At 28.3% G+C, this 15,773-nt stretch carries 8 protein-coding genes; all 8 read right to left on the bottom strand.

All coding sequences use genetic code 11. The features are described from left to right. Window positions 1-807: 807 nt before the first annotated feature. Window positions 808-2,436, bottom strand: coding sequence for a serine hydrolase (locus KV700_RS09520; protein ID WP_218597738.1), 1,629 nt, complete (start codon window positions 2,434-2,436; stop codon window positions 808-810). Window positions 2,437-2,554: 118 nt separating this feature from the next. Further along, complete coding sequence (locus KV700_RS09515; RefSeq protein WP_218597737.1) at window positions 2,555-3,607, bottom strand: helix-turn-helix domain-containing protein; 1,053 nt, start codon at window positions 3,605-3,607, stop codon at window positions 2,555-2,557. Window positions 3,608-3,772: 165 nt separating this feature from the next. Continuing rightward, window positions 3,773-5,200 carry a hypothetical protein gene (locus tag KV700_RS09510; RefSeq protein ID WP_218597736.1) on the bottom strand — a complete coding sequence of 476 codons (1,428 nt, stop codon included), beginning with the start codon at window positions 5,198-5,200 and terminating at the stop codon, window positions 3,773-3,775. A 2,837-nt stretch (window positions 5,201-8,037) separates the two neighbouring features. Continuing rightward, window positions 8,038-9,033, bottom strand: coding sequence for a toxin-antitoxin system YwqK family antitoxin (locus KV700_RS09505; RefSeq protein WP_218597735.1), 996 nt, complete (start codon window positions 9,031-9,033; stop codon window positions 8,038-8,040). Between the two features lie 155 nt (window positions 9,034-9,188). Beyond that, window positions 9,189-10,295, bottom strand: a complete 1,107-nt coding sequence (locus KV700_RS09500; RefSeq protein ID WP_218597734.1) for a GTPase — start codon at window positions 10,293-10,295, stop codon at window positions 9,189-9,191. Window positions 10,296-11,047: 752 nt separating this feature from the next. Beyond that, complete coding sequence (locus KV700_RS09495; RefSeq protein ID WP_166383976.1) at window positions 11,048-12,205, bottom strand: site-specific integrase; 1,158 nt, start codon at window positions 12,203-12,205, stop codon at window positions 11,048-11,050. 138 nt (window positions 12,206-12,343) lie between these two features. Then, window positions 12,344-12,733, bottom strand: coding sequence for a hypothetical protein (locus tag KV700_RS09490; protein WP_218597733.1), 390 nt, complete (start codon window positions 12,731-12,733; stop codon window positions 12,344-12,346). A 56-nt stretch (window positions 12,734-12,789) separates the two neighbouring features. Then, a complete protein-coding gene (gene polA / locus KV700_RS09485; RefSeq protein WP_218597732.1) occupies window positions 12,790-15,645 on the bottom strand; it encodes a DNA polymerase I in 2,856 nt (951 codons plus the stop codon). Window positions 15,646-15,773 lie beyond the last annotated feature (128 nt).

The following is a 15,773-nucleotide window of genomic DNA, read 5'->3' as shown; positions in this document are numbered from 1 at the left end:
GTTCGTTTCTTTATGTTGGGCAACGTTGTTTTGTATGGAAAGTTGCGTTTTAAATGAACGGCATTTTTCCGCAGGAAAAATAGAGTTTATTAAAATGCAACAACCTTTGATTAAGCCAAATTTAGCAATTTTTTATACAAGGTGTTGCCAAATGCGTTATTTTATTTCCATTTCCATATTTCGTTCATTTTTCAGATTATTTTAATTTACAACAACACATTTCAGTAATTTCCATTTTTTAGACATTTCCAATTCCGTAAACTTGATAAATTAAATTCTGAGTAAAAATTCCGCAATTTTGGTTTTTCAGCGTCTGATTGTTTTCTCACGTGCTTAATTCCGACAATAATTTTCACTTTATTTAATTTTCAGAAAATTCTCAGCCTTTCTAAATTATATTTTAGAGAAAATTCCACACAATTTTTGTTCTGCATTTTGCTCAATTCCGCAAAGTATGGAAATTCATATTTGAGTAATTTCTCCGCAATCTTGATTTCAGCGTTTGAGTAAATTCCTTTTTTGTGAAATTTTGAAAACTTCTCCAACTTTTCAAAATTTTGATTCGCGAGAGAGTGTTCCGCTTTTTTCAGAATTCCGATTTACAAACTAAAAAAAAGCCAAAATTATATTTAAATAAATGACTTGTATTCGGCTCGATTCACCAGTTTTTGGCAACGTGTTTGTATATGAAAAGTAGCAGGTTTATATGTGCCAATTTTCAGTTTAAAAACAAAGATAGCAGAAATGAACTAAACTTTAAGTTTTACTCTTAACTGCTATTTTTTATATACGGTGTTGGCAACAGTATTATTTTTCGAATACTATATTTTTAAAATTTTGCCCTGACAATTTAAATCCTTTTATCAATCTATTTGGGGCATAAGTAAAATCTAAATTCCCTAATTCTGGCGAATAAAAGCTTTCTAAAGTAAGAGAATTTAGAACTATCGGATTACCAAAAGTTCGGGTAAGTGTAAGTTCATCATCTATTATACTTAAGTCATAAACCATATTATGTTCTTTGTTTCTGTATGTTCCTGTAAAATCAGTCAAATCTATTTCTTTTGAATTAGGTTGTTCTATAATACTTTTAAAGCACTCATAGGTGAAATCTGCGATTCGGAAATCAAACTTATCATCATAAAAGATGAATTTAGTGTGCGGGATATACGGGAAATCAAAAGTGTTTCCGAACAAATGGGGTAATGGATGTAAATCCTTTGTTCCAAAAGATTGAAAATATAAAGTATCTTTCTTTGCTATAATATTATAGTAAACACCTGGTTGAAACTCGTATGTTCCTGTGTATTTTTTTAACTGTTCATTGCTGATAGCGATTTTTGCTGGCGTTTTAGCTTTTATATCTTCTTTTAAAAGTAATTCGATTGATTTATAAACAACGTCAAGACCAGAAAAGTCATTGGCATTAGATAAGAAAATGAGAGACAACTTGTGCTTGGGTACATGCAAAATGTAAGAACGGTAACCTGCTGTTCCTCCACCATGAAATATAACATCAATCCCTTTGTAATTATCAAACTGTAAACCTAATCCATATTTGATTTCTTTTTTAGAATTAAGAATGGTCGCAGTTTGCATTTTTTTATAAAAACTGCTATTACCAATAACTGGGTTTTGGTAATTTTTTGCCCATAAAGCTAAATCATTTATTGTAGTATAAATTCCAGAAGAACCTATAGTTGAAAGTTTTACAGGATTGATTTCATAAATATCATTATCTAAATTGTACGAATATGCTTTATTTTTAACAACCAAATTATTATTATCAACTACTTTCGTGTCTTTCATACCCAATGGAATGAATATTTTTTCTTGTAGTTGTTCCTTAAATGGTTTTTGTCCAACTCGTTCAATAATTTCTGAAAGTAATATGTATCCAGTATTGTTGTATTCGTATTTTTCTCCTGCATTAAAGTTTACATGTTTTATGTTTAATAACATTTTTACAACTTCTTGGTGACTCATTGTTTTAAGACCTTTTAGTTGAGCTAATTCATCTGGGTTCGATAGTCCGTGTGTGTGATTTGCAAGTTGTTTAACCGTTATTTTATTTGGTAAGTGTTTTAGTTCTGGTAAATATGTTCGGATATCATCATTAAATGAGAGTTTGCCTTCTTGTTCTAGAAGTAGAGCTAGGTAGGTTGTAAATTGTTTAGATATTGAAGCGATATTAAATACTGAGGCATCTGTTATAGGAATGTCATACTCAACATTGGCTAATCCTATGGCTTTTTTATAGGTGGTTCTGCCATTTTTAATGATGGCAAATACAGCACCTGTTGTATTGGATTTGTAATGAGCATTGAATAGCGAATCTATTTTATAATAAGAATGCTGTGTTCTTATATTTGTTTGCCCTGAAACAAATAATGTTTGAAAAAATAGAAATAAGATAATAGAGATTTGATGTTTCATTTTAATTATTTTTTTGTTCGGGACAAAAGTGAAACATAAAGTCAAATAAAGAGTTTGACTATCGGAAATCGAACTGATTTTATAGCAAAAAATGTGTCCGACTTTAAATCGGACTATCCTATGTTGTTGATTTTCTGTAAGCTAATGGTGTTTGAAGAGTTTCTTTTTTAAAAGCCGTATAAAAGGATGATTTTGAATTAAAACCTATTTGGTAAAGTATTTCTAAAACTGTTAAGTCGGTTTGTTCTTTTAATAACGTTTTAGCATCATTGATTCTATACTCATTAACATAATCAAAAAAATGTTTTCCAATATGCTTATTGATTAGTTGTGAAAGTTGTTTTTCAGGAAGATTTAAACTAATTGCTAACTTTTGTAAATTAAGTTCGGGATCCAAATAAGGCTTTTCAGTATTCATATATTCGGAAAGTAGTTGTAAGGCTTGTTCCGTTTCTGTAGTCGGTTTTTGAATCGCTTTAAGCGTAGTTAAATTTTTATCAACTCCTAAAAATAATTTTGGTTGATACAATGCTTTTAAAACAAACCAACAAATAACAAATAAGGCAAAAACACTTATGAGCAAGTTTATGTAGGCAAGTAGATTACTATTGTTTTCAGACGTAATAAAAGACCTGAACAATACAAAACAATTGCCAATTAGAAATAGAATGGTAATTTGCAACAGCCATTTGTATGTGTTTTTATGGTTGGCTGCGTAATTTTCTTGATACAATTTTTTAAATTGAATCAGTGTGAAAAATACAGCGATTATATAACAATAGTATTGGACTTTAGATAGTGTTTGAAAAATATTATAGCTCCCATCAGAAATATTCGTGCTAAATAAAAGTATAAATACAACTAAAAATAAAATGGCATGTAAAAAATGTTTTCTTTCTAGTTTAAAATTAAAATAACAAACTGATTGTACATACAAGTAGTATAAAGGCATTTGAAGTAATACGGATGCTATTTTTAAGCTATTTAGGGTGTTATTGGAAATATCTAAAAACATACTAATAAAATCAAAGGCGGTAACTAAAAGAAATACTGCAAATAAATAGTTTGATACTTTTTTAGTAGATTTTACAGTAATCAAGAATATTGATAACAATATCATTAGAAAAACAATGATTTTTCCAATGTCATTTATTAGTTCTGTATTTGTCAAATTAGTTCGGTTTCATATTGTTGCCAACGTTGTTGTGTATTGAAAGTTGCGTTTTAAGTGAACGGCTATTTTCCGAAGGAAAATTGTAGTTCACAAAAATGCAACTGCTTTTAATTAAGTACTAATTTAGCAATTTTTAATACACGGTGTTAGGCAAAGTTGTTTTTATATTTGTCTATAATATTCTTCATCTAATTCAATTCCTGTATTTTTTTCGTGAATTTTCGGATAATTGACAACTAAATTATCAAATCCAATATATTTTAAAAGAATAGATGAAACTAGAACATATAGTTTTAGATAAAGATAATATATTAGTTTATCCTCTTCGTTAATGGATTTTGTTGTTATTTCTCGAATCATTGGAGTTTTCCCATGTAAGAAGGCATTCCTTTGTTCTATAGCTTCAATATCAGATAAATAAATTGGAATATCCAAAATCTTAAATGGAATTAATAACTTGTCTCGGTTTGTTCTTTGATTTATTTGGTCAATCCTTGACTTAATTATTTCTTTACCTTCTAAATCAATTTCATCTTTAAAGTTCTCGAGAGTCTTTAAGAGTTCCTTTCTTAATTTCTTTGAAATACTTTTGTTTTTTATTGGTGCTAATGTAGATTTGTTTTCCTCATATAATACTTTAGATAATGTTTCAAGTGCAATTGATAATATTCCCGGTCCTGATACAAGTGTTTGAGTATGTACCTCGATTAATAGTAGTAAAACTGATTTTATATCATTATTTAGGTGGCAATATTGACACAAGTTTGAGAACTCTTTTAAATTCAATGTTCTAACTTTATTTTGATATAAACTTGCTTTCTCTTTTTCATGAATATATCCAAATGGATTTGAATAAATTGGTGAAAAATGACATTTTATTGAACCTCTCATTTGCCTATATGCAACACCAACAACGTCTTTCATTTCGTTATTTTCATACTGTAAAAAATAACCATCATTATTTATGAAGTTACCAGTAATAAAACCAAATGAAATTAGTATTGAAAAACAATATTCTGAAAATTCAGAATAAGACATTTTAGTTTTACATTCTAGAACTAAATAATCCCGATCTGAAAATTCTGTAATTTTTTTCTTTGCTTTAAAAAGAAGAAATATATTTTTATTAATTATAATTTCAGTTGCTTCTCTTGTGTGAATTACTGATTTATATTTATAATCAATTATTATGTTTTCTAGTGAAAAGGAGAAGTCAATTGTATTTTTTAAAGGTAAAACTAATCTATGGCTTCTTAATTCTAGTTTACTGAAAGAACCATATTCAAATTCCGAAATTTTTCCATTTACTTGATTTCTGCTTTTATTCGTTAAATATAAATAAGGTACTTTTAATCTTAATTCATTTTGATTTATTTCTAAATCTTTAAATTCCCATTTGTCAAGTTTAAAGTTTAAGGGATCTGGAAAAAGTGTAAATTTTATTCCTTTATCATTAGGTTTTAGTTGAATTTTATAAATAGAAGAAAATTCTGTTGAAGATAGAAAACCATGTTCTATATTTCGTATTTCATCAAGTAATTCAAGAGATTTTGATAAATCAATTATATTTCCAATTTCCTTTAATGTCATGAATTTGTATTCAATTTTGCCTAACGTTGTTGTGTTATGGAAAGTTGCGTTTTAAAAGCACGGCTATTTTCCGTAGGAAAATAGGAGTGAGCAAAAAAGCAACTTCTTTTAATAAAGCTAAAACTAGCAATTTTTTATACACGGTGTTGTAAAATGCGTATTAAATTCTGCCTCTTAATTACTAGTTCTATATTTTGATGAAATTTACAATAATTTTTTTAAAGTTTCGATAAAAATTCAAATCGTAAAAAATGAGTTTTATAGAATTTTCTAATTTTAAATTATTGATTCAGGTTTTTCATTTCTCTTTTTTCAACGTTTAATTAATTTTTAAAGTTCAATTTTTCAGCTTTCTAAAATCTTTCATTTATTTGATACTCCACAAAGATTTAAATTTTCATTTTAGTTTTTTAAAACTCTAAGTTTTTCAGCTTATTGTAATTTTCATTTTACTAGAAATTCCGCAAAGATTTTAAATATTCATTTTAAGTTTTTGATTATATAATAAAATCGAAATTTTTCAGCTTTCTATAATTTTCATTTTATTAGAATTTCCACAAAGATTTTAATTCAGTTTTGCTTTATTAGAAATTAGAATTATTCAAATAATTTTCTAGGTATTTTTAGTTTTTCATTTAAAAGTAAAATGCTGTTTTAAAAGAACTGTTGCTTTTTAATTATGAAATCAACCAGTTTTTTACAACGTTGTTGTGCTATGGTTTGTTGCGTAAATTTAGCGAAAAAATAATTAAAATACCAGACTTTTATGTGTGCGAGGTTTTTCCAACGGAAAAACTACGCAAGCAATAAATTATGCACGGTGTTAGCAAATGCGTGTTTTTATTTTTAGCTAATTTTTCCTTCATTTCTATTTTTTTTCTTTTTCACGTTTTGCAAAATTCAGCTTTTGATTAAGTATTCCGCAAAGCTTTTTCATTCTGTATTTTGCTCAATTCCAAAATTTTGTTTTTTCAGCGTTTGAGTAAATTCACATTTAGATAATTTTTCAAACAGGCTAAATTCCGCAAAGTTTTTTTCCTTTTTTAAGAGCTTCTAAATTCTGAACTAGAATATGGATTTGATTAAATTTCGGAACTTTAAAATCTTAAAAACCAACAAAATCCTTTCAGAATTTTGATTAGCGAGAGAGTGTTCCATAATTTTATTTTTCCTACAATTTTCTCCGAATTTTATTTTTTTCAAGCTTTAAAAGTAGAATGTTTATTTATATAACTTTTGATCTTAAATTATACTTTCAACAGTTTTTGCTAACGTTGTTGTGTTATGGAAAGTTGCGTTTAAAGTGAACGGCTATTTTCCGCAGGAAAATTGATGTTCACAAAAAAGCAACTACTTTTGGTTAGGATAAAAATAAGCAATTTTTTATACACGGTGTTGGGCGTAGGTTATTTTATTTATCGATTTTTCTAAATTAAATTCCTAATTATTTTACATTCAGAACATTTTTCGTTTTCTTAAAACTCTAAATTTTTCAACTTTTTCTAAATTGTCTTAAATCTTGAAATTTTAGTTCTCACAAAGTTTGGCTGCGTTCAATTTTTCGTTTTCTTAAAACTCTAAATTTTTCAGCTTTTTCTAAATTGTCTTAAATCTTGAAATTTTAGTTCTCACAAAGTTTGGCTGCGTTCAATTTTTCGTTTTCTTAAAACTCTAAATTTTTCAGCTTTTTCTAAATTATCTTAAACCTTGAAATTTTTGTTCTCTCAAAGTTTGGCTGCGTTCAATTTTTCGTTTTCTTAAAACTCTAAATTTTTCAGCTTTTTCTAAATTTTCTTAAATCTTGAAATTTTAGTTCTCATAAAGTTTGGCTGCGTTCAATTTTTCATTTTCTTGAAACTCTAAATTTTTCAGTTTTTCTAAATTGTATTAAAATTCAATATTTCACTTTTTTTATGGTTAATTTATCTTTAAAATAACGAATTTTTATAGCTTATCTGAGTTTACTTTTAACTTACGCCCAACGTTGTTGTGTTATGGAAAGTTGCGTTTTAAGTGAGCGGCTATTTTCCGAAGGAAAATAGGAGTGAGCAAAAAAAGCAATAACCTTTACTAAAGCTAAAACTAGCAATTTTTTATACACGGTGTTGTAAAATGCGTATTTAATTCTGTATCTTAATTACTAGTTCTATATTTTGATGAAATTTACAATATTTTTTTTAAAGTTTCGATAAAAATTCAAATCGTAAAAAATGAGTTTTATAGAATTTTCTAATCTTAAATTATTGATTCAGGTTTTTCATTTATTTAATACTCCACAAAGATTTAAATTTCCATTTCATTTTTTTAAAACTCTAAGTTTTTCAGCTTATTGTAATTTTCATTTTACTAGAAATTCCGCAACGATTTTAAATCTTCATTTTGGGTTTTAATATTTGATTATATAATAAATTCGAAATTTTTCAGCTTTCTATAATTTTCATTTTATTGTAAAATTTCACAAGGATTTTAAATCTTCATTTTGAGTTTTAGAATTTTATTATTTGAAAACTTGAAGTTTCTCAGCTTTTTGTAATTTTCATTTTATTAGAATTTCCACAAAGATTTTAATTCAGTTTTGCTTTATTAGAAATTAGAATTATTCAAATAATTTTCTATGTATTTTTAGTTTTTCATTTAAAAGTAAAATGCTGTTTTAAAAGAACTGTTGCTTTTTAATTATGAAATCAACCAGTTTTTTACAACGTTGTTGTATATGGTTTGTTGCGTGTTTCAAGCACCTAATTTAGTAAATAATTACCGACCAAGAAAGTCCGCGAGGACTTTCGTAAGTAGGCGAGAAGCCAGCAATAAATTATATACGGTGTTGTAAGTAGTTTTTATTCGGATTCTTTTTTATAAATCAAAACGTAATTTTTTTCATATTCGATTTTCATTATTGTATCTGTTAATGAAATTATTTTACTTGTAGAAGAATCAAGATAATTTCCTTTTTCATCTTCTTTCCATTTTTTACCCATAGCTTTTTGAGCTATAGCAATAAATTTTGCTTGTTCAGAATTTTTAGGAATAACCATTTCAAATTTAATTTCATCTTTTTTTAGCATTTCCCAATTCCCGTAATCTGTATTTTCTTTCGTGAATTTTTTCTCGTAAGTACCATCATTTTTAATAATAATATTTGGCCCACTTGCAACAATTTTCATTTCTTTCCCATTTGGGTATTTACGAATAACGTGTTTAATAGATTTATTTTCTTTGTCAGTAGATTTTATATAATTCCATTTCCCAATTATTAATTTATTAAAGGCTTTATTTTCTAATTTTTCAGAAAAATCCTTTTCGTGAATTAATTCTCCTTTTTCATTCCACCAAAACCATTTTCCAATATTAGTTTCGCTTAATAATTTTCCTTCAGACTCTTTTTGTCCGTTATTAAAGTACCAAGTCCATTTCCCATTAGAAGTTCCATTTTTATAAAAACCTCTCTTTTTTAATTTTCCGTTTTCATACCACCAAGTAAATTTTCCTTCTTCTTTATTGTCTTTGTATATTCCTTCTCTCAGTTTATTACCATTAGAAAACCAAGCTATCCAATTACCATTTTTTTTTCCTTTAACCATTTTTCCGGAAACTTCAATTTTTCCGTTAGGAAACCATTTTTTCATTTCACCGTTCAATTCTCCATCAGTGAATTCTGTAAATGTTTCTTTTTTGTTTTCAGAATAGAAGGTATAAGATTCTCCAGTAAAAGGAATCTCTTTTCCTATTTCATAATATTTACCATTACGATTTTCTAATTCAATCTTTTTAACCTGTGCTTGACTTGCTAATGTTATAAAAATTAAAATAACGTTTGTCAATATTTTCTTCATTTTCTATTGTTCTGGTAAATTACTTACAACGTTGTTGTATAAGAAAAGTTGCGTGGTTTAGTAGTAAAGTTAGCAAATAATAACCTACAAAGAAAGTTCGCGAGAACTTTCGTAAGTAGGCTTTTATTAGCAATTTTTTTTATACGGTGTTAGCTTTAGTTGTTTTCCGTTTTCTTAAATGAATTAAATGTTTCTTGTGCTATTTCTTCTGCATCTACAATCATATCATTTCCAATCCAAGATGTCATTTTAAATCCTATTCCAGCTGCAATTATTGAACCCACTAAAGGAATCCATTTTGAAGCTGTTTTCGCAATTAATGTTGTGCTTGCTTTTTTCAAAAGAATCATAATTGCTTCTTTTCCACCATATCTCGCAGTGTACTGAAGAACTTTACTTGCAATCAATTTTATACTTTTTTGATCTAAAAGTTGTTTGTTGTATTCTTGTTGTTCTTCATTCAGTCCGTAAATGTTCTGAACTTCTTTTGACAATTTAACCATTAATGTTATGTCAACACCGATGTCAAGTCCAGGTATTGGGTTTAGACCATTAGCAGCGGCTAATGCAGAATAACGTGAAACTATTTTATCTGCTATTTTTCTTTTTTCTAAAAGTATATTTTCACTAGTGATATTTATGTCGGCAATAAATCTTTCTTTTTTGAAATTACTTAAACTGGAATAAATATCTTCTAATAATTTACTTAAATCATACTCATTTGGATAGTCAGATGATGTTAAATAGATTCCTTTGATTCTGAATCCTTTTAGATTTTCAGAAAGATTGTTATAAATCTTTCCATATGTTTCTTTTTCATTAATTCCTCTTTTTAAACCTCTATCTACAGCAAAATCCATTTTAGTTCTTACGGCGTATACAGGTTTTTTAATTCGGATTAATTCTTGCATTAAAAATAAGTCATCATCATAAAATCTATCCGCTGTAACTAGAATAACACAATCAAATTCTTCAATATTAAATTCGTTAATATAATTTTCTTTCGGAAAATTAGAAGTTGAACAACCGGGTAAGTCATAAAATAGTAAACCTCCGTGTTCAATTGGTTCGTTAACATTCATTGTAGTTTCGATTTCTCCAACCTCGGCAACTTCTTCTCCTGCAATAGCATTAATTAAAGATGATTTTCCAGTTCCGCTTCTACCAATAATTCCACATTTGATTTTTGCGTTTTTGTAACTTTCCAAATCTTTTTTAAATTTTTTTAAAACCTCATTCAGGTCTAATTTGTCTATTTCCATATTTTACTTTTATTAATTATTATTGTCTTAAGGTTTTGATTGTATAAAAAAGACCTCAATGTTTTTTGATGTTTCAAAAGTTGCTCGTCAATTAAAGCTAACGTTGTTTTGTATGGAAAGTTGCGTTTTAAATGAACGGCATTTTTCCGCAGGAAAAATAGAGTTTATTAAAATGCAACAACCTTTGATTAAGCCAAATTTAGCAATTTTTTATACAAGGTGTTGCCAAATGCGTTATTTTATTTCCATTTCCATATTTCGTTCATTTTTCAGATTATTTTTAATTTACAACAACGCATTTCAGTAATTTCCATTTTTCAGACATTTCCAATTCCGCAATTTTGGTTTTTCAGCGTCTGATTGTTTTCTCACGTGCTTAATTCCGACAATAATTTTCACTTTATTTAATTTTCAGAAAATTCTCAGCCTTTCTAAATTATATTTTAGAGAAAATTCCACACAATTTTTGTTCTGTATTTTGCTCAATTCCGCAAAGTATGGAAATTCATATTTGAGTAATTTCTCCGCAATCTTGATTTCAGCTTTTGAGTAAATTCCTTTTTTGTAAAATTTTGAAAACTTCTCCAACTTTTCAAAATTTTGATTAGCGAGAGAGTGTTCCGCTTTTTTCAGAATTCCGATTTACAAACTAAAAAAAAGCCAAAATTATATTTAAATAAATGACTTGTATTCGGCTCGATTCACCAGTTTTTGGCAACGGCTTATATTAAATCAAATGTATTGATTTTTACTTAAATATCCCGGGATAATAAAACATTTCCCTTGTCTTTATCGGACTTATTTAATTTCTGTAAAGCAATGTCCAGAGGGTTCTGAATTTCCATTAAATCCTTTCTTCTTACATGTGTATAGATCATCGTAGTTTCTGGTTTTGCATGTCCCAACAAAGATTGAATATATCTAATGTCAACACCATTTTCTAATAAATGAGTTGCATAACTATGTCTTAAAGTATGAGGAGTTACTGTCTTTTTGATTCTAGCTCTCGCACAACTTTTTCTTAAAAATTGTCGCACACTTTCTGTGCTATATTTTCCTCCGTTTTGTCCTTCTACAAAATAAATCTTTGGTTTGTAAGAATAGTAATAATTAGATAAAAGAGGTAAAAAACTATCTGCTAAACTAACGTATCTGTCTTTTCTGCCTTTTCCATTTTTTACTATCAGTTGTTTTCTTTCAATATGAAAATCTACCAATTCTAAATTTGTAAGTTCACTAATTCGTAATCCGCAAGAATAAATCAATGCTAAAATTGCTCGGTGTTTTAAGTTTTGTGTACACCTTATTATCTCTAAAACTTCCTCTTGTGATAAAACACTAGGTAACTTTCTAGATTTCTTAGGTCTTTCTAATACAAGATCATTAATTTTGGTTTGTGGACAAAAAATAATAAAAATCTTTAAGGCACTTATAAACTGTCTTTGAGAGCTAATTGAATAATCTCGTTCTATAAAAACTTTTTCAATAAAAAGTTCAACACTTCTATTGGTAAGTTCATCTAAAGGAATTTTTGTGTGGAAATTTACAAAATCAGCAATAAAAAAAGTATAAGTCTGTATGGTGCTTTTACTATACCTTTTCCCTTTTAAAAAAAGATAAAAGGTGTTTAATAGTTTTTTCTCACTTTCAGTTAAGTCTCTTTTAAAAAGGATTTTTTTATTTATTTTAGAAGTATCAACTTCAGTAATACCTTTAAAAAGAGTGGTGATTTTCTTTAAATTTTCTGGTGTGTTTTTTAAATACCAAGCGGTTAAATTTTGACTCCAATAAGTATCTTTAATAGACTTAACAAGAGTAACTAACTTTTTATCATAGGTAAATCTAACCAAAAGATGATCTTCCTTTCTATGATTCTTTTGTTCCAGATAAATAGTTGGTAGTTTTTCCAAAATTCTTTTTCAGTTTATAGCACTCTAAATATAATGAAAAAAAACAGTATCAACTTGTTTATTTTCAATCAATTATAGTGAAACTGAATTTTAGGAAGCAAAAGAACCATTTAAAAGTGTTAGAAATTTATAAATTATTTATTCCTCATCAAAAGTAGCAGTTGGGCAAAATAATAAATCTGTAGGGTTGTCAATTTCATATAAATACTCATATCCTTTAGATTCTTTTCTACAAAAAGGCTCTAAAAGTCTTGCTATATTTGTAAACCCTTCTAAAGTTAAAATACAGAAAAAAGTCTCATTATCTTCTGTCAATATTCCTTCATCAGTTTTAAATAATCCAAAAATTAAATTACAATTACGTGGTGTTATAAAATCTACAGCTGCCAGATTTAATTTTTGCTTTTTATTGATAACTGTATCTACAATTAGTTCTCTAAAAAGGATTGCTTCTGCTTTGTCAAAATTGTATAAACGGACAATATTCTGATCGTGACCATCTATGTTTTCAATATAATCTAATTCCATTTCTTGTGGTAAACTTGTTTTTAGCTTTAATACTTGGTGTCTATAATTTTTAAAATCTAATGCGCTTGTAACCAGTTTTCTCCAATTCCAACTTCAACATCTAAAGGAACGCTCATTTTAAAAGCATTTTCCATTTCGTATTTTATAATAGGTCTAATAATTTCTAACTCGTCTTTATGCGCGTCAAAAACCAATTCATCATGTACTTGCAATAACATTTTAGATTTAAAACCTTCCTTCTCAAAACGGTTATGAATGTTAATCATCGCTAATTTTATAATATCTGCAGCAGAACCTTGAATAGGAGCATTTACAGCATTTCTTTCTGCGCCACTTCTAACCATAGCATTTCTAGAATTGATGTCTTTTAAATACCTACGTCTGTTTAAAACCGTTTCTACATAACCATGTTCTCTAGCAAAATCTACCTGTGCAGACATATATGCTTTTAACTTCGGATACGTTTCGTAATACGTATCAATTAGCTCTTTTGCATCACTTCTAGACAAATCTGTTTGGTTACTTAATCCGAAGGCAGAAACACCATATACAATTCCAAAATTAACTGTTTTTGCATTACTACGTTGTTCACGCGTAACTTCATCTAAAGGAACATTAAAAACTTTTGCAGCGGTAGAAGCATGAATATCTTCACCGTTTTTAAAAGCTTCCATCATGTTTTCTTCTTCACTTAAAGCAGCAATAATTCTTAATTCTATTTGAGAATAATCTGCAGCTAATAAAACGTAATTTTCATCTCTTGGTATAAAAGATTTTCTAACTTCTTTACCACGTTCTGTTCTAATAGGGATATTTTGTAAATTCGGGTTGTTAGAACTCAATCTTCCCGTAGCAGCAACTGCTTGCATGTATTCCGTATGAATTCTTCCTGTTTTAGGATTCACTTCATTTGGCAACGCATCTACATACGTACTTTGTAATTTTTTATACTGACGATATTCTTGAATATCTCTAATAATTTTATGGTCTTTTGCTAAAAAGGATAAAATATCTTCACCTGTTTTATACTGACCCGTTTTTGTCTTTTTAGGTTTATCTACCAACTTCATGTTTTCAAACAATACAATACCTAATTGTTTTGGCGATGCAATATTAAATTCTTCGCCTGCTTGCTCATAAATATTTTTTTCAAGTCTATTGATGTCATCTGTTAAGGCGACAGATAATTCTTTTAAGAAATCGATATTGATGTTAATTCCCTCAATTTCCATGGCAGTTAAAACAGAAACCAACGGCAATTCTATATCATTAAAAAGACTAGAAACATTTCCGCTTTCTAATTCGCTTGTAAAAAGTTGTTTTAATTGAAATGTAATATCTGCATCTTCAACTGCATATTCTGTTTGATCTGCAATAGGAACAACACGCATAGAAAGTTGATTTTTTCCTTTTTTACCAATTAAATCTACAATAGAAACTGGTTGGTAATTTAAATACGTTTCTGCCAACATATCCATATTATGACGCATATCTGGGTTAATCAAATAATGCGCAATCATGGTATCGAATAATTTCCCTTTTACAGGCATTTCATAATTAGACAACACCTTAATATCATACTTTAAATTATGCCCAATTTTTTCGATTGCATCGGATGTGAAAAATGGACGAAACTCTTCTAAAATAGCTTTGGTTTCCTCTTGATCTTCCGGAAAAGAAACATAATATCCTTTACCAACTTCGTAAGAAAAAGCAATACCTATTAACTCCACTTCTAAGGCTTTTAAGCCAGTGGTTTCAGTATCAAAACAAACAGAAGTTTGCTCCATTAATTTTTTTAATAATAATTTTCTAGAAAAAGGAGAATCTATATGTTGATAAAAATGACTCGTATCCTTAATTGTTTTAAAACCAGATGCAATTGCTTCTTCAGAAACAGATCCAGTTCCTGGAGCCGCAAATAAATCAAACTGACCTTCAGGAAGTGGAGCTGCTTTTTTGCTTTGCAACGGACTTGAGTCCGTTGTGTTTTTATTATCTTCTACAGAATTTGCTTTTTCTGCATTTTCAACGGCAAAAGTTCGTAAGAAATTAGTTAATAAATTTCTAAACTCTAATTCGTTAAAAAGTTCCGTTACCTTGTCTTTATCTGGCTGATCTAATTCAAAATCTTTTGCATTAAAAGTTACAGGAACATCTAACATAATTGTTGCCAATTGTTTAGAAAGTATACCTAATTCTCCGTTAGCTTCAATTTTCTCTTTCATTTTTCCTTTTAGCTCATGTGTATTGGCTAAAAGATTTTCCATAGAACCATAAGTTGCTAAAAACTTTTTGGCAGTTTTTTCTCCAACACCAGGTAACCCTGGAATATTATCTGCAGAATCTCCCATCATTCCTAAAAAATCAATGACTTGCTCTGGGTTTTCTACACCAAATTTTTCTTTTACTTCATCAACTCCCCAAATATCGTAACCACCACCAAAACGAGGTTTGTACATAAAAATATTTTCAGAAACTAGTTGTGCAAAATCTTTATCTGGCGTTACCATATATGTTTTGTAACCTTCTTTTTCTGCTTGTTTAGCTAAAGTTCCAATAACATCATCTGCCTCAAAACCAGCTTTTACCATTATTGGTATGTGCATGGCTTTTAAAATTTCTTGAATATATGGAACCGCTAACTTAATAGCTTCCGGAGTTTCATCTCTATTTGCTTTGTAAGCTTCAAACATTTCTACCCTGTCTACACTTCCGCCTTTGTCAAAACAAACCGCTAAATGATCTGGTCTTTCACGTTTTATAACATCTAAAAGAGAATTCATAAAACCCATAATAGCAGAGGTATCTAAACCTTTACTATTAATTCTTGGGTTTTTTATAAAAGCATAATATCCTCTAAAAATTAATGCAAAAGCATCCACTAAAAAAACTCTTTTTTGATCTGACATATCTATTTTGTAATCTATTTTAATAATAGTTCTTATAACAATAACTGAAAAATAAGGGGTTATATAAGCAGCAGTAAAGCTACAAAACTTTAACATCCTATTAAAATTCCACCGACAATATAACTGTT

This window comes from Polaribacter sp. NJDZ03 (assembly GCF_019263805.1).
In the GTDB taxonomy this organism is placed as follows: domain Bacteria; phylum Bacteroidota; class Bacteroidia; order Flavobacteriales; family Flavobacteriaceae; genus Polaribacter.
Note: the sequence above shows the minus strand (reverse complement) of the source record. Positions and strands in the feature narration are given on the sequence as shown.

What these genes read in the sequence shown, in the direction of transcription:
- KV700_RS09520 (WP_218597738.1), bottom strand. Translation starts at nt 2,436, where the DNA reads ATGAAACATCAAATCTCTATTATCTTATTTCTATTTTTTCAAACATTA.
- KV700_RS09510 (WP_218597736.1), bottom strand. Translation starts at nt 5,200, where the DNA reads ATGACATTAAAGGAAATTGGAAATATAATTGATTTATCAAAATCTCTT.
- KV700_RS09505 (WP_218597735.1), bottom strand. Translation starts at nt 9,033, where the DNA reads ATGAAGAAAATATTGACAAACGTTATTTTAATTTTTATAACATTAGCA.
- KV700_RS09500 (WP_218597734.1), bottom strand. Translation starts at nt 10,295, where the DNA reads ATGGAAATAGACAAATTAGACCTGAATGAGGTTTTAAAAAAATTTAAA.
- KV700_RS09490 (WP_218597733.1), bottom strand. Translation starts at nt 12,733, where the DNA reads ATGGAATTAGATTATATTGAAAACATAGATGGTCACGATCAGAATATT.
- polA (WP_218597732.1), bottom strand. Translation starts at nt 15,645, where the DNA reads ATGTCAGATCAAAAAAGAGTTTTTTTAGTGGATGCTTTTGCATTAATT.